Source organism: Sphingobium jiangsuense, assembly GCF_014196495.1.
In the GTDB taxonomy this organism is placed as follows: Bacteria; Pseudomonadota; Alphaproteobacteria; order Sphingomonadales; family Sphingomonadaceae; genus Sphingobium; species Sphingobium jiangsuense.
Map to the genome: position 1 here is coordinate 26,105 of NZ_JACIDT010000017.1, position 19,538 is coordinate 45,642.

Genomic DNA, 19,538 nt, shown 5'->3' on the forward strand with positions numbered 1-19,538 from the left:
ATGAAGCGTCTCGGCACGAGGGGATCATGGGCCTTCGCGGGCGCGCTGATGTTGGCGGGTTGCGCCACTGTCGGCCCGGACTATCACGCGCCGCCTCCGCCGGCAGGGATAGCAGAGAAACCGACCGCCTTCGCCGAGGGGAATTCGCCGGCCTTTGCCGCTGAGCCGTTGCCGGACCGTTGGTGGCGGCTCTATGCCATTCCCCAACTCGACGCGCTCGTCGAGGAAGCCATTCGAGCCAATACCGATCTGCGGATTGCCGCGGCCAATCTCGAACGCGCGCAGGCGATCGTCCAGGAGATACGGGCAAGCGCCCATGTCCAGACGTCGGTAAATGGTGGCGCCTCCGCGGGAGAGACCTCCAATCTCGGTCTCGGATCACCAGCGGGAACTCATGCAACATTCGATGCAGGCGTCGGGATCTCCTACGAACTGGACGTGGTGGGTCGGATCCGGCGCACCATCGAAGCGGCGGATGCCGATGCCCAGGCGCAGGCGGCTGCCTATGATCTTGCGCGTACCACAGTCATTGCGGGCGTGGTCGGAGCCTATTCCGACGCTTGTGCCGCCGGTGCGCGGCTGGTCGTCGCACGCCGCTCGATGGAGTTGCAGCGGCAAAGTCTTGCGCTCACCGACCGTGGCGTGCGCGCAGGCCTCTACACCCCGCTTGATGCTATGCGCTCCCGTGCGCTCCTGGCGCAGCTGGAAGCGGCGTTGCCGCCGCTGGAAGCGGACCGCAAGGCGGCCCTCTACAGTCTCGCCGTGCTGCTCGGCAGGGCACCCGAAGACTATCCTCCCGGCCTCGCGAGCTGCCAGATAATCCCGACCATCGACCAGCCGCTGCCGATAGGCAACGGAATGGCACTAATCCGGCGGCGACCTGATATCCGCCAGGCCGAGCGCCAACTCGCGGCGGCGACCGCGCGCATGGGCGTGGCCACGGCCGAACTCTATCCGAGCGTCAGCTTCGGCGCATCGCTGGGCACGACGTCGCGCGGCGTCGGCAATCTGTTCGATAGTTCGGCGTTCAGGTTCAGCCTGGGACCGCTGATCTCCTGGACATTCCCTAACCGGGGGGTGGCACGGGCGCGAATCGTGGAGGCCGACGCCGCCTCTCGCGGGGCGCTGGCGGCATTTGACGGCAGCGTCCTGTCTGCTTTGCGCGAAGTGGAAACCGCGCTTAGCACCTATGCGCGCGACCTCGAGCAGAACGCAAAACTCAAGATTGCGCGCGATGAGAACCGCAAAGCCTTCGGCCTGCAGACGCGAATGACTCGCGGCGGCTTGGGAACGGGCCTCGACCTGCTCGATGCCGAAAGAAGCCTCGCTGCCGCCGAATCGGCGCTAGCAGCGTCAAGCGCTACGATTGCGAACGATAGAGTCCGGGTATTTTTAGCCTTGGGCGGGGGATGGGAACAATAGACAAAGAGACAAGCTATGCGGTTTCTTGGATTTTTGGTTCGCAGCGCGGTTCATCGTTTCCGATGATCGATCACCATAGAGCTGATTGCATCGGCTGCTTCGTGGTCAAGGCCGTGCATCCAGACTCAATGCCGTCGGCGTGAGAAGCGTCAGACTCGAGCGATCAGTATTGCGGTAGAAGCACGCAGTTTGCTCGGAGACAAACAGCGATCGCATTCTGTCATCAGCCCCTGGAATCACCGAGGATTGAACGGACCCTCCGCCGTGGCACATTTCGTGGCACATTTAGGGTAATGGAGGGCAATCCAGGGTAAGTCGGTTGTTGAAAAATAGAGGTTTATTTCCCCTCTGATCCCCTGTAGCGCCCTGAAAATCCGGTTCGAGTCCCGTAGGGGTCACCATTTCCATGGCGCAATGCCCGATATCGGGCCCCGGCCAGGAAAAATCCCCCTCCCCTTCATTTCCGTTGATCCCCGCGCGCCGATCCCGCATCTCCTGTCGTATCGACAGCACAGGAAGCGCCGGTGAACCGCGATATCGCACGATTGGGAACCACGATATTCGAAACCATGTCCGGCCTTGCGCGGGATCTTGGCGCGATCAATCTGGGGCAAGGCTTTCCGGACGGTCCCGGCCCCGCGCCGCTGCTGGAGGCCGCCGCCCGCGCGCTGATCGAAAAATCGAGCCAATATCCGCCGATGCGCGGGCTGCCGGAACTGCGCGCCGCCGTGGCGGGCTATTATGCCGCGCATCAGCGTCTCGACATCGCGCCGGAAGAGGTCGTCATCACCTCCGGCGCGACCGAGGCACTGGCCGCCGCGCTGCTGGCGCTGCTCGATCCGGGCGACGAGGTGATCCTCTTTCAGCCGCTCTACGATGCCTATGCGCCGCTGGTGCGCCGGGCGGGCGGCGTGCCCCGCCTCGTCAACCTGATCCCGCCGCATTGGCGCCTGCCGCTCGACAGCATCGAGGATCAGCTTGGCCGGCGCACGCGGATGCTGGTGCTCAACAGCCCGCACAACCCGACCGGCAGTCTGATCGACGCGGAGGAATGGCACTTCCTCGCCGATCTGTGCGAGCGCCACGACCTCCTCCTCCTCTGCGACGAGGTGTGGGAGGCGATGCTGTTCGGTGAGGGCGCGCACCGATCCCCGCTCGCCATGGCGGCGCTGCGCGAGCGGGCGGTGAAGATCGGCTCGGCGGGCAAGATATTCTCGCTCACCGGCTGGAAGGTCGGCTGGGCCTGCGCCGCGCCGCCGCTGGCCGAGGCGATCGGGCGCATGCACCAATATCTGACCTTCACCACCCCGCCCGCGCTGCAATGGGCGGTTGCCGAGGGGCTGGCGCTGCCGCCCGCCTGGCATGCCGGGCATCGCCGTCTGCATGCGGCGGGGCGCAGCCGTCTGGCCGAAGGGCTGGCGCGCGCGGGCTATGCGGTGCAGGAAGGCCCCGCCACCTGGTTCCTGCTGGTCGACCTGACGCAATCCGGCATCGCGATGGACGACAGCACCTTTTGCGAAAGGCTGGTGCGCGAGGCCGGCGTCGCCGCCATTCCGCTCTCCGCCTTTTACGAACGCGACGCGGAAACCCGCTATGTCCGCTTCTGCTTCACCAAGGCGCCCGAGGTGCTGGACGAGGCGGTAGGGCGGCTGGCCGCCTTCCGCAGCGCGCTGGGCTAGGCCCTAAGGCGCCCGGCCCGGATCAGCAGGGCAGTTCGTCCAGCCATTGCCCGATCATCGACCGGCCCGCCGCGACCGCCTGCGGCCCCAGTTCGTCATGGATGGCGCGCATGGAATCGTCGCTCTCCCCGGCCTCGGCCACTGCTTCGGGCCATTGGTTCATCCACTCGTGGAAGCGCTCATCCTCGCCCATCTCGGCATGGAATTGCAGCGCCAACAGGTTGGATCCGCGCCGGAACGCCTGATATTCGTAGACATGGCTCGACCCCAGCAGCTCCACGCTGTCGGGCAGGGTGAAGGTGTCGCCGTGCCAATGCAGCACCGGCACCTCCTCCAGATAGCGCAAGGGCGAGGCGCGGCCCGCATCGTTGAGGCGGATCGGGTGGAAGCCGACTTCCTTGCGCGGCCCTTCATAGACATGCCCGCCCAGCGCGGCGGCGATCATCTGCGCGCCGAAGCAGACGCCCAGCGTCGGCCTGTCCGCCTCCAGCCGCAATTTCAGCCGCCGCAGCTGGCAGGCGATCCACGGATAGCGATCCTGCTCATAAACGCCCATCGGCCCACCCATCATGATGAGCAGGTCCGGCTCCCGCAGGTCGAGATCGGCGAAGGCGGGATCGGCGACGTCGATGCGATCCAGCTCATAGCCTGCTTCTTCGATCGGATGACGAAACCCCGCAATACCCTCATGCGGGACATGGCGAATGATGAGGCCCTTTTTCATGAGGGAGGATGATATATTCGGCCCGTGGCGGCAGGGAAGAAAGTCTTTCTTGTGGATAGACAAATCCGCTTGTCGGGGCGGAGGCAGCGCCCATCGCCTCCCCGACCAGCAGCACGACCGGCCCCTCGCCCAGCGAACGCACCGCGATTTCCAGCAGGTCGAGCCGCGTGCCGACATGGCGCTCGCCCGGCAGGCTGGCATTTTCGACCGCGACCACCGGGGTGGAGGACGGCAGCCCCGCCGCGATCAGGCGGCGGGAGAGCATTGCCGCGCTCGCCTTGCCCATGTAGATCGCCAGCGTCGCCCCCGGATCGGCCAGCGCCGACCAGTCGAGATCGAGCCTGTCGCCGTCCCGCGCATGGGCGGTCACGAACACCAGCTTGCGCGCCAGCCCCCGCAGCGTCAGCGACAGGCCAAGGCTGGCCGAGGCGGCGGAGGCGGCGGTGATGCCGGGGCAGACATGCGCGCTTATGCCGTGCGCGGCCAGCGCCGCCATCTCCTCCGCCGAGCGGCCGAAGATCGAAGGATCGCCCCCTTTCAGCCGCACCACCTTCCGCCCGGCCAGCGCGGCGCGGACGATCAGGTCGTTGATGCTGCGCTGATCCTTGCTGTGGCGGCCGGACCGCTTGCCCACGCTGACGCGCTCGACATGGTTCGGGATCAGGTCCAGCACGCCGGGGCCGACCAGCGCATCGTAAAAGACGATGTCGGCGGCGCGCAGCAGCCTTTCCGCCTTGCGGGTGAGGAGGTCGGGGTCGCCCGGCCCCGCGCCCACCAGCCATACTTCCCCTGCGGCAATCGATGGTTCAGCCATGGGCGAGCCTCCTTTCGGGTTCGAGCAATTTGGCGATGGCAGGGCGGCAGGATCCGCAATTGGTGCCCGCGCGCACCGCCTGTCCCACCGCCTCGACGGTGAGCAGCCCGCCGCCGCCGATCGCGGCGAGGATGGTCTTCATGCCGACATCGAAGCAGACGCAGACGATCGGCCCCATGTCGGGCGCGGGGGTCGCCGCCCGCCCTGCAAGCAGCTCCGCGCTCCGCGTCTCCTTGCGGCCGAGCTGCGCTGAGATCCATGCGCGCGGTGGCAGCACGCCGTTGCGGGTGAGGAACAGCGCGGCGATCAGGCGCCCGTCCTCGTCCAGCACCACCGCGCGGACCATGCCGCGCCTGATGTCCATCGCCTCCATCCGCCGCCCTTCGGGCAGCAGCGCGGCTATATCCGGCTCGCCATCGCCCGCCAGCTCGGTCAGCCAGCCGCCCGCCACGCGGGAGCGGGTCCAATAGGCGGCGCCCATGTGACGCGGGGCGTGCGCGCCGACCAGAAAGGCGCGCCATTCCGGGCTGTAGGCGCCGATCCGCGCGCCATGGTTCTTGAAGCCGGGCTGGCCGGAAACCGGATCGCGATCGCGCGAGGGCAGGCGACCCGTGCGCCCGCCCGACGACAGGCTGTCGGTCCAGTGCATCGGCACGAACAGGGTGCCGCGCGCCTGCGTATCGGTGACGGCGACGCGGTAGATGCTCGCGCCCGCGCGGCTTTCCACCCGCGCCAGCCCGCCGTCGAAGATGCCGTGCGCCAGCGCGTCGTCGGGGTGGATTTCGACCAATGGTTCGGGCCGGTGGGCCGACAGGCGCGGGCTGAGGCCGGTGCGCGTCATCGTATGCCATTGGTCGCGATAGCGCCCGGTGTTGAGGCGCAGCGGGAAATCGGCGTCCATCCTCGGCTGCGGCGGCTTCACCGCGATCAGCCGCGCCTTGCCGTCGGGCGTGGAGAACGGCCGATCGGCAAAGGGGGAAAGCCCGCCCCATTGGAACGGCTCCAGAGCCTCATAGTCCTCTTCCCCGATCCCGGCGAGGCCCCCCAGGTCGAGCAGGCGCGCGCCGTCATTCTCGAACGCGGTCTGCGCCGCATAGTCGCGGAAGATCTGCGCGGCATGGGTGTAGGCGAAGGCGTCGCCCCACCCCATCGCCCGCGCGACGGAGGCAATGATATCCCAGTCCGCCCGCGCCTCTTCCGGCGCGGCCAGAAAGCGGCGCTGGCGGGAGAGAACGCGCTCGCTGTTGGTGACGGTGCCGTCCTTCTCGCCCCAGCCGAGCGCGGGCAGCTTCACATGGGCGAACCGCGCGGTGTCGGTGTCGGCGATGCAATCGGACACGACGACGAGCGGGCAGGCCGCCAGCGCCGCCCGCACCGCGCCCGCATCGGGCATGGAAACGGCGGGGTTGGTGGCCATGATCCAGATCGCCTTGATCCGCCCATCCGCGACCGCCTCGAACATCTCCACAGCCTTGAGGCCCGGCCCGGCGCAGATGGTCGGCGCGTTCCAGAAGCGCTGCGCGCGGTCCCGCTCCGCTTCGCTGAAGCCCATATGCACGGCGAGCGTCGAGGCCAGCCCGCCGACCTCGCGCCCGCCCATCGCATTGGGCTGGCCGGTGATGCTGAACGGCCCCGCGCCGGGCGTGCCGATGCGGCCCGTCGCCAGATGGACGTTGATGATCGCATTGCCCTTGTCGGTGCCGCAGACCGACTGGTTCGCGCCCTGGCTGAACAGCGTCACCGTGCGCGGATGGGCGGCGAACAGATCGAAGAAGGCGGCGCGGTCGGCCGCGTCCAGCCCATCGTCGCCGCCGGTGTCGAGCGTTTCCCAAAAACCGTCAGGCGTCGCAACCCGGTCGCGCAGAAATGCCTCGTCCAGCACGCCCCGCGCGCGCAGGTCGGCGAGCAGCCGGTTGAACAGCGCGATGTCGCCATCGGGGCGGACCGGCAGATGCAGGTCGGCGCGCTCGGCCGTTTCGGTGCGGCGGGGGTCGATCACCACCAGCTTGGCACCAGTCGCCGCCCGCGCCGCCTCTATGCGCTGCCAGACGATCGGGTGGCACCATGCGGTGTTGGAGCCAACCAGCACGATCAGCTCCGCCGCCTCCAGATCGGCATAGGAGCAGGGCACCACATCCTCGCCGAACGCCCGGTTGTGCGCCGCGACCGCGCTCGCCATGCACAGCCGGCTGTTGGTGTCGATATTGGCCGAGCCAATAAAGCCCTTCATCAGCTTGTTGGCGACATAATAATCCTCGGTCAGCAACTGGCCGGAGACGTAGAAGGCGACGCTGTCCGGCCCATGCTCGGCGATGGTGGCGGAAAAGCGGTCCGCGACATGGGCGATGGCGGCGTCCCAGCCTACCCGCCGCCCGCCGATCTCCGGATAGAGCAGCCGCCCCTCCAACCCGATCGTCTCGCCCAGATGGGTGCCCTTGGAACAGAGCCGCCCGCTATTGGCCGGATGCGCGGCGTCGCCCCTGATGAGGGCGGAACGCGCGCCCGTCGGCGTGGCGGCGACCCCGCAGCCCACGCCGCAATAGGCGCAGGTGGTGCGGACGGTTCCGCCTTCGGAGGGTGCCGCCGCCGCCATCTCAGGCCATCCCCTGCAAGGCTTCCCTGCGGCCGATCAGGATGCGGCCGCCGTCGATCTTCACCGGAATCACCGGCACGCAGCCCTTGTCCTCGCCCAGCGCCTCGCCGGTCAGCAGGCTGATGCGCCAATTGTGCAGCGGGCAGGTGACGCTGCTGTCATGGACGATGCCCTCGCTCAGCGGTCCCTGCTTGTGCGGGCACTGGTTGAGCAGCGCATGGACCGCGCCATTGGCGGTGCGGAAGATCGCGATCTCCTTGCCGCCCCGCACCGGCAGCGTCCGCGCGCCCAGCGCCGGAAGCTGGTCCACCGATCCGATATCGAGCCATTCTGCAATCATATGAGGGGTCGCCTTGCTGCTCTGCTGCTGTTCCGCCAGTTTGCGGTTCGCGGCCGTGGCCATCGTCGTCGCCGTTGCCGTCGTCATGCCGCGCCTCCCACCACCGCGAAGGGCCGGATTTCCGCGATATGGCGGTGCAGATGGCTTTCCGCCCCCGCCGCGCGCTCGGCCCACGGGTCCTTCTGGAGATAGGCCTGCGCGTGGAGGAAGCGGGCGCGCAGCTCCTTGCGCCCCTCCGCATCCTCGACGATCCGCTGCCTCACATAATCGAGGCCGACGCGCTCCACCCAGGGCGCGGTGCGGTCGAGATAGCGCGCCTCCTCGCGGTAGAGCTGGATGAAGGCGGCGCAATAGTCCAGCGCCTCCGCCTCGGTCGCGACCTTGCACAGCAGATCGGTGCCGCGCAGATGGATGCCGCCATTGCCGCCGATATGCAGCTCATAGCCACTGTCGACGCAGATCACGCCGAAATCCTTGATCGTCGCCTCCGCGCAATTGCGGGGGCAGCCGGATACGGCGATCTTGAACTTGTGCGGCATCCAGCTGCCCCATGTCATCTGCTCGATGCGGATGCCGAGGCCCGTCGAATCCTGCGTGCCGAAGCGGCACCATTCCGACCCCACGCAGGTCTTCACCGTGCGCAGCGCCTTGCCATAGGCATGGCCGGAGACCATCCCGGCGGCGTTCAGGTCCGCCCAGATATCGGGCAGATCCTCCTTGCGGATGCCGAACAGGTCGAGCCGCTGCCCGCCCGTCACCTTGACCATGCGCGCGCCGTATTTTTCGGCGGCATCTGCGATGGCGCGCAGCTCGTCCGGCGTGGTGACGCCGCCCCACATGCGCGGCACCACCGAATAGGTGCCGTCCTTCTGGATATTGGCGTGCATGCGTTCGTTGACGAAGCGGCTCTGCGGGTCCTCCCGATGCTCGGCGGGCCAGGCGCACAGCAGATAATAGTTGAGCGCCGGGCGGCAGGAGGCGCAGCCGTCGGGCGTCGACCAGCTCAACGCCTGCATCACCGCCGGAATTTCCTTCAGCGCCTTGTCGCGGATGGCGGCGCGCACTTCCTCATGGGTGAAGCTGGTGCATTTGCACATCGGCTTGACCGCGCGCGATCCGTCGAACGCCTCGCCCAGCGTCAGCGCGAGGAGGGTTTCGACCAGCCCGGTGCACTGGCCGCAGCTGGCCGACGCCTTGCATCCCGCGCGCACCGCGTCCAGATCCTGCGCGCCGCCGGCGATGCAGGCGACGACCTTGGCCTTCGATACGCCGTTGCAGCCGCAAATCTCGGCATCGTCCGAGAGCGCCGCAACGGCCGCCTTAGGGTCCGCGAGGGCGCCTCCACCGCTCGCGAACGCCTGCCCGAAGATCAGCGCCTCGCGGATGGAGGAGATGTCCTCTTCCTTGCGTAGCAGGTCGAAATACCAGCTGCCGTCGGCGGTATCGCCATAGAGCACCGCGCCGATCACCCTGTCGTCGCGCACGACGACGCGCTTGTAGACGCCGCGCGTCGCATCGCGCAGCACGATATCCTCGCACCCTTCCCCGCCGGAAAAGTCGCCGGCGGAGAACAGGTCGATGCCGCTGACCTTCAGCTTGGTGGAGGTGACGGAGCCGGTGTAGCCGGTCGGGTTGCCCGTCTGGCTGTCCGCCAGCGCCCGGCACATGTCCCAGAGCGGCGCGACGAGGCCGTAGACCTGCCCGCGATGCTGCACGCATTCACCCACCGCCAGCACGGCGGGGTCGCTGGTCATCATATGATCGTCGACGAGGATGCCTCGCTCCACCTCCAGCCCGGCCTCGCGGGCAAGCGCGGTCGAGGGGCGGATGCCGACCGCCATCACGACGATGGAGCAGGGAATGTCGCGCCCGTCCTTCAGGCGCACGCCCTCCACCTTGCCGTCGCCGTAGATTTCGGCGGTGTCGGCCTGCGTCAATATGGTCTGGCCGCGCCGTTCCAGCTCGGTCTTGAGCAGCCAGCCCGCCGCCTCGTCCAGCTGGCGCTCCATCAGCGTCGGCATCAGGTGGATGACCGTCACCTTCATGCCGCGCAGGGTAAGGCCGTGCGCGGCCTCCAGCCCCAGCAGGCCGCCGCCGATCACCACCGCGTCGCCGCCCCGGTCGGCGGCCTCCAGCATCGCGCCGACATCGTCCATGTCGCGGAAGCTGATGACGCCGGGCAGGTCCCTGCCGGGCACCGGGATGATGAACGGATCGGACCCGGTGGCGAGCAGCAGCCGGTCGTAATATTCGGTGCGGCCCGACTTGCTGGTGACGGCCTGCGCGGTCCGGTCGATCGAGACGACCGGGTCGCCCGCGATCAGCGTGATGCCGTTGTCCGCATACCAGGCCTCGTCGTTGATCACGATATCCGCGAAGCTCTTCTCGCCCGCCAGCAGCGGCGAGAGCATGATGCGGTTGTAGTTGACCCTCGGTTCCGCGCCGAAGATGGTGATCCGGAACTTGTGCGCGTCGCGGGCGAGGATCTCCTCCACCGCGCGGCATCCGGCCATGCCGTTGCCGACGACGACGAGATGGGGCCTGTGGGGGGTATCGATGTCCTGTTGCATCAGATGCGAACTCCCTGAATGGCGGCGCCCCAGGTGGTGCGCCAGCGCTTCTTGACTGAGGTGAGGCCGGCGAGCGCGACCAGCGCCAGCGCGGCGAAGACGAGGAACCCGGCGGACGGGCTGCCCGTCCATTGCTTGGCGAGGCCGAGCGAGGAAGCGAGGTAGAAGCCGCCCACCCCGCCGCCGAAGCCGACAAGGCCGGTCATGATGCCGATCTGGTGGCGGAAGCGCTGCGGCACGAGCTGGAATACCGCGCCGTTGCCGATGCCGAGCGCCGCCATCACCGCGAAGAACAGCGGGAACAGCGCGGCGAAATGATGCGGCGCGAAGCAGATGGCGACGAGCAGAGCGGCGGCGACCGCATAGACCAGCGACAGGGTGCGGATGCCGCCGATCCGGTCGGCGCAGGCCCCGCCGATCGGGCGCACCAGCGACCCGGCGAACACGCAGGCCGCCGTCGCATAGCCGGCATGGACCGGGGTGAGGCCCAGCTCGGTGGTGTAGAAGATCGGCAGCGAGCCGGAGAGGCCGACGAAGCCACCGAAGGTCACGCCGTAGAAGAGAATGAACCACCAGGCGTCGCTTTCGCCCAGCATCGCGCAATAGTCGCGCAGGTAGACGCCCATGCTGCGTGCGGGCGGCTGGTCCGGGCTGTCCTTCACCAGCATCATGTATAGGGCGAACACCAGCGCGAGCGGGATGACCGCCAGGCCGAATACCGCGTTCCAGCCGAACAGCCCGGCCAGCAGCGGCGCGAACAGCGCGGCGAGCACCGTGCCGGAATTGCCCATGCCCGCAATGCCCATCGCCTTGCCCTGATGTTCCGGCGGGTACCAGCGCGACGCGAGCGGCAGCGCCACCGCGAAGGACGCGCCCGCGAAGCCGAGGACGACGCCCACCGCGATCAGGCCGTTGAGGCTGCCGACGCCGAAATGCCATGCGGCGAGCAGCCCGGCGATCACCACCAGCTGGCCGATGGCGCCGGTGATCTTCTGCCCGATCCGGTCGACCAGAAAGCCGTTGACGAGGCGCAGCACCGCGCCCGCCAGCGTCGGCACCGCGACCATGAAGCCCTTTTCGGCGTCGCTCAGGCCCAGTTCCCGCGCGATGATCGGCGCGAGCGGCCCCAGCATGTTCCACACCATGAAGGCCACGTCGAAATACAGGAACGCCATGATCAGCGTCGGCCTGTGCCCGGATTGCCAGAAGGATTTACCGCTCATTTCACATGTTCCTCATCGCTGGGAGCTTTCTGCTTGACGAAGGGCGGGACGGTCCGCTCCCCTCGTGCGCATGCGTGGGTGCGCGGCGAGTGGGAGGGATGACAGGCATGAAGCCCGAAGGACGTTTGCAGGTGGCGGCGGGGTTCCGCTCGGAACGCGGCCACCGGCCCGACAATCAGGACTTCGCCGGGGTCTATGAGGCCAGCGAGACGCAGCGCATCCGCCACGGCATGGTCGCGGCGCTGGCCGATGGCGTGGGCGGCGCGAGGGGCGGCCGCATCGCGGCGGAACTGGCCGTGCGCACGCTGATCGACGGCCTTTACGAGCAGCCCGACACCATCGGCCCGGCAGCGGCGGCGCAGCGGGTGATGGCCCCGTTCAACAGCTGGCTGCACGCGATGGGACGAACCGAATCCATGGCCCACGCCGCCACCACTTTCACCGCATTGGTTATCAAGGGCCGCCGCGCCCATGTGCTGCATGTCGGCGACAGCCGCGCCTGGCATTTCCGCGACGGGCGCCTGACGCTGCTGACGCAGGACCATGCCCACTCCCACCCGGATCGCCGCCATATCCTCTATCGCGCGCTCGGCATCGAGGAGCGGCTGCGGCTCGACCATCAGCAGATCCCGCTGGCCGAGCATGACCGGCTGCTGCTGACCAGCGACGGCGTGCACGGCAGCCTGTCGGCGCGACGCATCGAACGGCTGCTGGCCGCGCGCAACTCGCCCGAAGCCGATGCCGCCGCGCTGGTCGAGGCGGCGCTGGCCGCGGGCAGCCAGGACAATGCGAGCGCGGTCCTGCTCGATATCGTCGCCCTGCCCGCGATCGACCATGACAGCGTCGCGGGTGATCTGGCGCGCCTGCCCATCGCCGATCCGCCCGCGCAGGGCGAGAGCATCGACGGCTTCCGCCTCGACGCGCAGCTTGCCGACGGGCGCTACACCCGCCTGTTCCGCGCCACGGACACCCTCTCCGGCCGGAGCGTCGCGATCAAATTCCCCAAGCCCGCGCTGCTTTCCGAAGGCAGCGCCCGCCTCGCCTTCGCGCGGGAGATGCTTGTGGGCAGCCGGGTTTCCAGTCCGTTCGTGGCGAGCACCATCGCCATTCCGCCCGAACGCCAGACCCGCCTCTACGGCGTCCAGCCCTTTTACGAGGGCGAGACGCTGGAAGCGCGGCTCGCCCGCCCGGTCGATCTGAAGGACGGGCTGGCGATCGCGATCAAGCTGACCCGCGCGGTCGCCGCGCTGCACCGGCTCGACATCATCCATCGCGACATCAAGCCCGACAATGTGATGCTGCTGCCCGACGGCGGGCTGAAGCTGATCGACCTCGGCGTCGCGCGTCTGCCCCGCGTCGAGGAGTTCGAGAGCTGCGACATTCCCGGCACGCCCGCCTATCTCGCGCCGGAGATGTTCGCGGGCAATCCGGGCGACGAGGGCACCGACCAGTTCGCGCTGGGCGTTACCCTCTGGCGCCTGTTCGCCCGCGCATGGCCCTATGGCGAGGTCGAGGCGTTCAGCCGCCCGCGCTTCCGCCCGCCTACGCCGCCCGGCCGCATCAGGAGCGACCTGCCCGCATGGCTCGACAGCATATTGATGCGCTCGGTCGCCATCGATCCGGCGGAGCGCTTCGGCGATGTGGTGGAATTGCTCCGCGCGCTGGAGGGAGGCGCCGCCGTGCCGCGCGCCGCGCCGGGCTTCGTCCCGCTGGTCGAGCGCGACCCGGTGCGCTTCTGGCAGGTCGTCTCGCTGCTGCTCGCCCTCGCGCTGGTCGTGGCGCTGGCCTGGCGCTGAACCGGAGCGCGCGCGAAAGGTAAGGGTCGCGCCCTTTCCTCTTCCCGCCTGTGCCCGATCGCCTGTCATGATGCCGCCGCCGCTCCGTTCGAAAACGCAAAAAGGCCGCGCGGTCCGAGCCCTTATGCTCGAACCGGCGGCGCCATTGCCTGTGGTCATGTGATGAGCGATGCCACGCCGTTGCGGCATCTGGATGAATCGGAGAACGCCTTCGTTCTCCTGTCCGGATCAGATTGTGGCCGTTCGCCTTTTCTCGCAAGTGCAAAATTTGCATCGCGGAAAAACGGCAAAGCAGTTGTGGCCCGTCAGATCATAAAAGCGTTATAGATCAGATGGTTACGCCGTCCTGCGCCAGATAGGCGAAAGGCTCGTCCGGGTCGAACAGCCTGCCGTCGAAGAAGCGGTCCGGCCCCATCACCAGCCGCCCGCCATGGCTGCCCGCGCCCAGCGGCGCGCTGATCGCCCCTTCCACCTTCAGGCTCGCGCCCGGCAGCACCGCGCCCGTGCCCGCGAAGGCGGAACGGTAGATATCCGGGCGGAAGGTCGCGGCGGCGGCGGCAAAGCCTTCGGCGGTGGGCCGCGCATGGCCCCAGCGAGCCATCTGCGAATAGAGCCACATCGCCTGGCTGCGCCAGGGGAAGCTCGCCGCCTCGCCATGCAGCACGAGGAAATCGGGCACCCGCACCGCCTCTTCGCCCCTGCGGCAGACGAGCCTGCCCGACAGGCCGCGCGCGATCAGTTCGGCGGGCAGGCCGATATAGTCCGCGCGGGAAAGCAGATCGGCGACCGCCTCCAGATTGGCGGGGTCGGCGGCGAACTGCCCCGCCGCGTAGAGCGCCCGCAGCAGCGCCTCCACCTCGCTGCGCCGTTCGTCGAGCAGCTCGGCCCGGAACGCCAGCAGCTTCTCCACCCCGCGCGACCAGATGCGCGAGGTCGAGGAGATGATGACGGCATCGCCCCGCTCCACCGCAAGGCTGTTCCACGGCTCGCCCACCACCGATCCGTCGATCTCCCCGGCGGCGAACGCATCCGCGATCAGCGGCGGGGCGACGACGCGGATCTCCACGTCGCGCTCCGGGTCGCAGCCGCAGGCGGCGAGCCAGTAGCGCAGCATGTAGTTATGGCTGGAATAGCGATGCACCACGGCGAAGCGCAGGCGGCGGCCGGCGGCGGCCATCTCCTTCGCTATCCCGGCCAGCCTTTCGCCCAGCGGACGGGCCTCGGCCTCCATCCCCATGTCCAGCCTGTCGGCCAGCGCCGCCGATACCGCGATCGCATTGCCGTTGAGGCCCAGCATGAACGGCGCGCCGATGGGCTGCGGCGGGCGGTCCAGCCCCAGCGCCATGGCGATGGCGATCGGCGCGACCAGATGCGCGGCGTCGGTCTGCCCATAGGTCAGCCGGTCGCGCACCGCCGCCCAGGTCCGGTCCCGCACCAGCGCGATCTCCACGCCCTCGCGCGCGGCAAAGCCCATTTCGCGCGCCACCACCGGCAGCGCGCAATCGACCAGCGGCAGGAACCCTATGCGAAACCGGTTCATAAGCTTCCTCCCAGCAGGTTTTCCGCCGTTATCAGCGCCTCGGCGACTTCCACGATGCGCCGCCCGCCGTCCATCGCCTGCTTGCGCAGCAGCGCATAGGCGGTCGGCTCATCGACGCCGCGCCGCTTCATCAGCAGCGCCTTGGCCCGGTCGATGGTCTTGCGCTCGGCCAGCGCGGAGCGGGCCTCCTGCAATTCGGCCTGAAGCCGCGAAAAGGCATGGAAGCGCCGCACCGCCAGCTCCAGCACCGGCTTGATCCGGTCCTTGCGCAGCCCGTCCACCACATAGGCGGAAATGCCCGCATCGACCGCCTCGGCGATCGAGGCCTCGTCCGACTGGTCGACGAACATCGCGATCGGCCGGGCGAGCGCGCGGGAAAGGGCGAAGCTTTCCTCCAGCATGTCGCGACTCGGATTTTCGAGATTGATGAGAATGACGTCGGGCGCCAGCCGCTCCAGCTCCGCCACCACGCCGTGCCGCTCGACCAGCAGCGCGATGTCGTCCAGGCCCGCCTCGCGCAGCCCTTCCTCGATCACGGCCGCGCGGGCGGCGCTTTCATCGATGATGGCGATCTTCACGACATGTCCGTTTTCAAAGCCCCAGCAGCCACAGCGTCCGTTAGCGGTATCGGCAAAGTCAGTAAACCGCGCAAAGAGGAGGAGAGCGCAAGGCTCCTTTCACCATTTGGTGGCAGAAGGCTTGTCATCGTGCCCCAGTCCCCGCAAACCGGGCCGGGCACGGCAGGAAAGCAAAGGAAACGGGTCGATGTGGTCGGGAATCGAATGGCGGCTGAAGCGCGCGCTGTACAACCAGCGCTGCAAGGCGATTTTCGACACGCCCCCCATAGAGGCGCGGCAGGACGGCGTCGTGCTGTTCTCGATGATCGGCACGCAGGTGCTGATCCCCTATCTGGTCGCGGCGAAATCGCTGCACCATCATCTGCGACGGGGCCGCTTCGTCATCATGGACGACGGCACGCTGACGGATCGCGACAAGGCGGCGCTGGATCATCATCTAGGCAGGCCGCGCATCCTGTCGCTGCGCGATGTCGATGTCGGCCCCTGCCCCCATGGCGGCACCTGGGAAAGGCTGCTCACCATTCTCGACATGGCGGCGGACGATTATGTGATCCAGCTCGATTCCGACACCGTCACCACCGGCCCGGTGCCGGAAGTCGTCGAGGCGATCGCCGCCAATGCCAGCTTCACCCTGCTGGGCGCGGAAACCCCGGTCGAGGCGATCACCGACGTCGCGGATTTCACCCGCCGCTCCTTCCCCGATGGCGCGCCGACGCAGGAATGCCGCACCGGCCATATCCAGGGCGCGACCGAATCGATCCTGACGGAGCTGGTCATAACGGGCTGGCCGGACCTGCGCTATGTGCGCGGCTGCTCCGGCTTCGCGGGCTTCGCGCGCGGGCAGAACCGGCAGCTGGCGACCGCCTTCTCTCAGGCGGCGGGCGCGATCCTCGGCCCGAAGCGGTGGAGCGAATGGGGAACGGAGCAGGTGACGTCCAGCTTCGTCGTCGCCAACGATCCCAACGGGCGCGTGCTGCCCGCCGGCCGCTATATCAACTATTGGGGCGAGGCCCTGCCCGCCGACCCGCGCTTCCTGCATTTCATCGGCACCTATCGCTGGCACCGCTTCGAATATCTCAACCGGTCGATGCAGGCGATCCGTTTGCTGGGGCGCTGACCGGGTTTTAACCTTCAGCGGGCATTTCGATGGTCCGATTGCGCAGCATCGCGATCAGTTCCTTCAGCATGTCGCGCCAGAACAGGTACAATATCCCGCCATAGCTCACCACCCCCGCCGACACGAGCACGCCCAGCTGCACCACGGCGGGCAGCGGCGGCAGCATCCAGTATAGCACCAGCACGATCAGCGCCATCGGGATCGACGCGCCCAGCGCCGGGGTTATCGCCCGCACCAGATCGGCCGCATGCAGGCCCAGCACCGGCCCGGCGATGCGGATGGTCGCCAGCGTGAGCAGCGGAATGCCGGTCGCCCAGGCGACGGCCAGCCCCAGCCCGCCATAGCCCACGCCGATGAGGAAAGTCGTCGGCATCAGGATCGCGCCGACGCCCGAAATCCACGCCGTCAGATGCGGCCGCCCGACCGCGTTGAGCGCGGGGGCGAACAGCACCTGCAACGCATAGAAGGGCATGGACGCGGCGAGGATCGACACGAACGGCGCCATTTCCAGCCATTTGCGGCCGAACAGCAACTCCACCATCGGCAGCGCGACCACCGCCATGCCGAGATAGAGCGGACAGGCCGCCAGCAATATCATCCCCGCTGCCCGGCAAAAGGCGCGGCTGAGCATCGGCTTGTTCGCCTGCATGCGCGAATAGACCGGGAACGCCACGTCGTTGAGCGGCGGGATGAAGCGCGACACGAAAATCTGCGTCAGGAACAGCGCCTCGGCATAAAGGCCCAGTTCATGCGGATCGAGCACACGGCCGCCGATCAGGATATCCGCCTGGCTCTGCACCATGATGAGCAACTGCGAGCCGAGCAGCGAGGCGCCGAACAGCAATATCCCCCCCGACCCGCGAAAATCGAAGCTGGGCAGCATGAAGAATCGCGTCGCGATCATATTGCCGACGCCCTTCACCCAGAAGCCGATGATCGGCGCCACCACCAGCGTCCACACGCCCCAGCCCAGCAGCGCGCCGACCAGCGAGACGGTCGCCGTCACCAGCGCGGTGATGATGTTGACCAGCGCGGGCCGCTTGAAGCTGAGGCTGCGCCCGATCAGCACTTCGGGCAGCGAGATGAACGGCGTCGCCAGATAGATCAGCGCCTGCACCCGCAGCATCGTCGCGACGAGAGGCTGGTTGTAATAATCGGCCGCCACCCCGGCGAGCGCCAGTTGCGCCAGCGCCAGCCCCCCGTTCAGCACCAGCATCAGCCCGAACGCCTGCCGCAGCTGCCGGTTGTCGAGCGTCGGCGCCTGCACCAGCGCGCTGACGAGGCCGACGCCGTTCATGAAGCTCATGAAGTTGAGCACCACCTGCGTCATCGCGAACAGGCCATAGTCGGACGGGTCGAGCAGGCGCACGACGATCAGCGTGCTGGCCCAGGACACCGCCTGCGCGACGATCTGACTGCCTGATCGCCAGAACACGGCGTTCCTCACCCGGCTGCCGAAATTCCGGTCCTCGACATTGGCGTCCTGCATGTGATCCATCGTGTAAGGCGCCCTCAGACCGGCAGGGTGAGCTTCTGCGCGGCCAGGAACAGCAACGCGCACATCAGACCCACGGCGATGCTGCGCGGGTCGCGCACGGCGAAGGCCACGGGGTCGCCATCCACCTCGCCGCGCCGCGCCATCATCCAGATGCGGTTGATCCAGTATAGCAGCGGCAGGCAGATGAACCAGAGCAGCTCCGGCGTCGCATAATGGCGCGCGGTGCCGAGATCGTTGGCGAAGAGCGCCAGCACGAGGATCGACACCATGCCCGCGCCGATCCCCGCCGTCATCACCACGTCGAGGTCGCTCGGCACATAGCCCCTTCCCCGCAGCATCGCATCCGGGTCGTCGGCGTCGCGCAGCTCGATATAGCGCTTCAGATAGGCGAGGCTGAGGAACAGGAACACCGAGAAGAGCAGCAGCCAGAAGGACAGCGGCACGCCGATCGCCACCGCGCCGATCCACAGCCTTACCGTATAGAGCGAGGCGAGCGCGATCACGTCCGCCACCATCACCGCCTTGATGCGGAAGGAATAGGCGCAGGTCAGCACCACATAGGCGAGCAGCGCCGCCAGCAGCGGCCAGCCGCCCAGCAGCAGGCCGCCTGCCAGCCCCGCCACGCCCAGCGCGAGCGATAGGAGGATCGCGGCCGGGATCGACAGGTCGCCATGCGCGATCGGCCGACGATATTTGGTGCGGTGGGCGCGGTCGGCCTCCACGTCCAATATATCGTTGACGAGATAGATGGCCGAGGCGACCAGCGACATGCACAGCATCGCCGCCACCGCCTTGCGCGCCACCAGCGGGGAGAGGAAGAGGCCGGAGGTCAGCGCGGGGACAAGCACCAGCCCGTTCTTGGTCCATTGATGCAGCCGCATCGCCTTCAGCGCCGAACGCCAGAAAGGCGGCTTGCCTCCCCCTCCACCGCCGACCCGCCGGACCTCAGGCCCGCGTCCCGGCACGAAGCCCACGCTCCACCCCTCCCGCGCGGCGGCCCAGAGGCAGATATCGGCGCGGCTGTCCCCGACATAATCGAACGGCGCCCCCTCCCCGATCGCCCGCCGGATCGCGGCGAGCTTGGCGGCGGATTTGCGGTTGGCGCGCCCCCGCGTGCCGATGATCGCGGCATCGAGCCCCAGATGGCGGGCGATGCGGCTTATATGGCTCCAATGGCTGGCGCTGGCGAGGATGACGGGGCGCCCCTGCGCCCGCGCCTCGCCGATGAGGTCCATCACCTCCTGCCGATAGGGCAGGCGGTCGGCCTCGATCCGGCGGCTGCGCGCCACCATCGTCTTGGCGAGCGCCCGCCCGGCGACCAGCCAGAGGAACAGGCGCAACGCATGCCCCACCCCCTGCCGCGCATAGGCGACGAAACTTTCCAGCGAGATATCGGCGCGGGTCAGCGTGCCGTCGACATCGACGAAAAGCGGGACCTGCCCGTCGCCACCATGCTTTCCCTCATGCTGCATCGATACGCTTTCCCCACAGGTGACACCCTGCCGCCCCTGCGCATTGCTCCTTCCCGCAATGCCATCGTCCGGCGCGGCAGGGCAAGGCAAAAGAGGATCGCGGGGCGGAGGAATGGCCGGGCCTTCATGCATGCACGCCCTTTAGCCGGGAATGCTGAGGGTTTGGTTAAGG

14 protein-coding genes are annotated in these 19,538 nt (G+C 68.0%); 4 read left to right on the forward strand and 10 right to left on the reverse strand.

The window, feature by feature from the left end; all coding sequences use genetic code 11:
- Both GGR43_RS18315 and GGR43_RS18320 read left to right on the forward strand, forming a co-directional pair.
- On the forward strand, positions 1–1,422 hold the full coding sequence (locus GGR43_RS18315; RefSeq protein ID WP_188073381.1) for an efflux transporter outer membrane subunit: 1,422 nt from the start codon (positions 1–3) through the stop codon (positions 1,420–1,422).
- Between the two features lie 569 nt (positions 1,423–1,991).
- A complete protein-coding gene (locus GGR43_RS18320) occupies positions 1,992–3,101 on the forward strand; it encodes an aminotransferase (RefSeq protein ID WP_223177517.1) in 1,110 nt (369 codons plus the stop codon).
- A gap of 22 nt (positions 3,102–3,123) precedes the next feature.
- Here the strand turns inward: GGR43_RS18320 and GGR43_RS18325 are convergent, their stop codons facing one another.
- From GGR43_RS18325 to GGR43_RS18350, 6 genes are all read right to left on the reverse strand, one after another.
- A complete protein-coding gene (locus tag GGR43_RS18325) occupies positions 3,124–3,825 on the reverse strand; it encodes a glutamine amidotransferase (RefSeq protein ID WP_188073383.1) in 702 nt (233 codons plus the stop codon).
- Positions 3,788–4,639, reverse strand: a complete 852-nt coding sequence (gene cobA, locus GGR43_RS18330; RefSeq protein WP_188073384.1) for a uroporphyrinogen-III C-methyltransferase — start codon at positions 4,637–4,639, stop codon at positions 3,788–3,790. Before cobA ends, GGR43_RS18325 begins: the two co-directional genes overlap by 38 nt.
- Positions 4,632–7,232, reverse strand: a complete 2,601-nt coding sequence (locus GGR43_RS18335) for a molybdopterin-dependent oxidoreductase (protein ID WP_188073385.1) — start codon at positions 7,230–7,232, stop codon at positions 4,632–4,634. The genes cobA and GGR43_RS18335 overlap by 8 nt, the downstream gene beginning before the upstream one ends.
- Before the next feature lies 1 nt (position 7,233).
- On the reverse strand, positions 7,234–7,572 hold the full coding sequence (gene nirD, locus GGR43_RS18340) for a nitrite reductase small subunit NirD (RefSeq protein WP_188073428.1): 339 nt from the start codon (positions 7,570–7,572) through the stop codon (positions 7,234–7,236).
- 83 nt (positions 7,573–7,655) lie between these two features.
- Positions 7,656–10,142 carry a nitrite reductase large subunit NirB gene (gene nirB / locus GGR43_RS18345; protein WP_188073386.1) on the reverse strand — a complete coding sequence of 829 codons (2,487 nt, stop codon included), beginning with the start codon at positions 10,140–10,142 and terminating at the stop codon, positions 7,656–7,658.
- Positions 10,142–11,365: a nitrate/nitrite transporter gene (locus tag GGR43_RS18350; protein ID WP_188073387.1), complete on the reverse strand. Its 1,224-nt coding sequence runs from the start codon at positions 11,363–11,365 to the stop codon at positions 10,142–10,144. Before GGR43_RS18350 ends, nirB begins: the two co-directional genes overlap by 1 nt.
- 107 nt (positions 11,366–11,472) lie before the next feature.
- On the opposite strand from GGR43_RS18350, the gene GGR43_RS18355 reads away from it, so the two are divergent.
- Entirely contained in the window at positions 11,473–13,161 is a 1,689-nt protein-coding gene (locus GGR43_RS18355) for a bifunctional protein-serine/threonine kinase/phosphatase (protein WP_188073388.1), read from the forward strand.
- Between the two features lie 328 nt (positions 13,162–13,489).
- On the opposite strand, the gene GGR43_RS18365 is transcribed toward GGR43_RS18355, so the two are convergent.
- Both GGR43_RS18365 and GGR43_RS18370 read right to left on the reverse strand, forming a co-directional pair.
- Complete coding sequence (locus GGR43_RS18365; protein ID WP_188073390.1) at positions 13,490–14,701, reverse strand: CmpA/NrtA family ABC transporter substrate-binding protein; 1,212 nt, start codon at positions 14,699–14,701, stop codon at positions 13,490–13,492.
- Positions 14,698–15,279, reverse strand: coding sequence for an ANTAR domain-containing response regulator (locus GGR43_RS18370; protein WP_188073391.1), 582 nt, complete (start codon positions 15,277–15,279; stop codon positions 14,698–14,700). Before GGR43_RS18370 ends, GGR43_RS18365 begins: the two co-directional genes overlap by 4 nt.
- A 187-nt stretch (positions 15,280–15,466) precedes the next feature.
- On the opposite strand from GGR43_RS18370, the gene GGR43_RS18375 reads away from it, so the two are divergent.
- A complete protein-coding gene (locus GGR43_RS18375; RefSeq protein ID WP_188073392.1) occupies positions 15,467–16,396 on the forward strand; it encodes a hypothetical protein in 930 nt (309 codons plus the stop codon).
- 7 nt (positions 16,397–16,403) lie between these two features.
- On the opposite strand, the gene GGR43_RS18380 is transcribed toward GGR43_RS18375, so the two are convergent.
- Positions 16,404–17,894 (reverse strand): lipopolysaccharide biosynthesis protein, encoded by a 1,491-nt coding sequence (locus tag GGR43_RS18380; protein ID WP_188073393.1) that lies wholly within the window; start codon positions 17,892–17,894, stop codon positions 16,404–16,406.
- Positions 17,895–17,908: 14 nt separating this feature from the next.
- Positions 17,909–19,366, reverse strand: a complete 1,458-nt coding sequence (locus GGR43_RS18385; protein ID WP_188073394.1) for a UbiA family prenyltransferase — start codon at positions 19,364–19,366, stop codon at positions 17,909–17,911.
- Positions 19,367–19,538 lie beyond the last annotated feature (172 nt).

Bases quoted from the DNA above. Each gene is read 5' to 3' on its own strand.
- GGR43_RS18365 (WP_188073390.1), bottom strand. From the start codon at position 14,701: ATGAACCGGTTTCGCATAGGGTTCCTGCCGCTGGTCGATTGCGCGCTG.
- GGR43_RS18380 (WP_188073393.1), bottom strand. From the start codon at position 17,894: ATGGATCACATGCAGGACGCCAATGTCGAGGACCGGAATTTCGGCAGC.
- GGR43_RS18320 (WP_223177517.1), top strand. From the start codon at position 1,992: ATGTCCGGCCTTGCGCGGGATCTTGGCGCGATCAATCTGGGGCAAGGC.
- GGR43_RS18335 (WP_188073385.1), bottom strand. From the start codon at position 7,232: ATGGCGGCGGCGGCACCCTCCGAAGGCGGAACCGTCCGCACCACCTGC.
- GGR43_RS18350 (WP_188073387.1), bottom strand. From the start codon at position 11,365: ATGAGCGGTAAATCCTTCTGGCAATCCGGGCACAGGCCGACGCTGATC.
- cobA (WP_188073384.1), bottom strand. From the start codon at position 4,639: ATGGCTGAACCATCGATTGCCGCAGGGGAAGTATGGCTGGTGGGCGCG.
- GGR43_RS18355 (WP_188073388.1), top strand. From the start codon at position 11,473: ATGAAGCCCGAAGGACGTTTGCAGGTGGCGGCGGGGTTCCGCTCGGAA.
- GGR43_RS18325 (WP_188073383.1), bottom strand. From the start codon at position 3,825: ATGAAAAAGGGCCTCATCATTCGCCATGTCCCGCATGAGGGTATTGCG.
- nirD (WP_188073428.1), bottom strand. From the start codon at position 7,572: ATGATTGCAGAATGGCTCGATATCGGATCGGTGGACCAGCTTCCGGCG.
- GGR43_RS18375 (WP_188073392.1), top strand. From the start codon at position 15,467: ATGTGGTCGGGAATCGAATGGCGGCTGAAGCGCGCGCTGTACAACCAG.
- GGR43_RS18385 (WP_188073394.1), bottom strand. From the start codon at position 19,366: ATGCAGCATGAGGGAAAGCATGGTGGCGACGGGCAGGTCCCGCTTTTC.
- nirB (WP_188073386.1), bottom strand. From the start codon at position 10,142: ATGCAACAGGACATCGATACCCCCCACAGGCCCCATCTCGTCGTCGTC.
- GGR43_RS18315 (WP_188073381.1), top strand. From the start codon at position 1: ATGAAGCGTCTCGGCACGAGGGGATCATGGGCCTTCGCGGGCGCGCTG.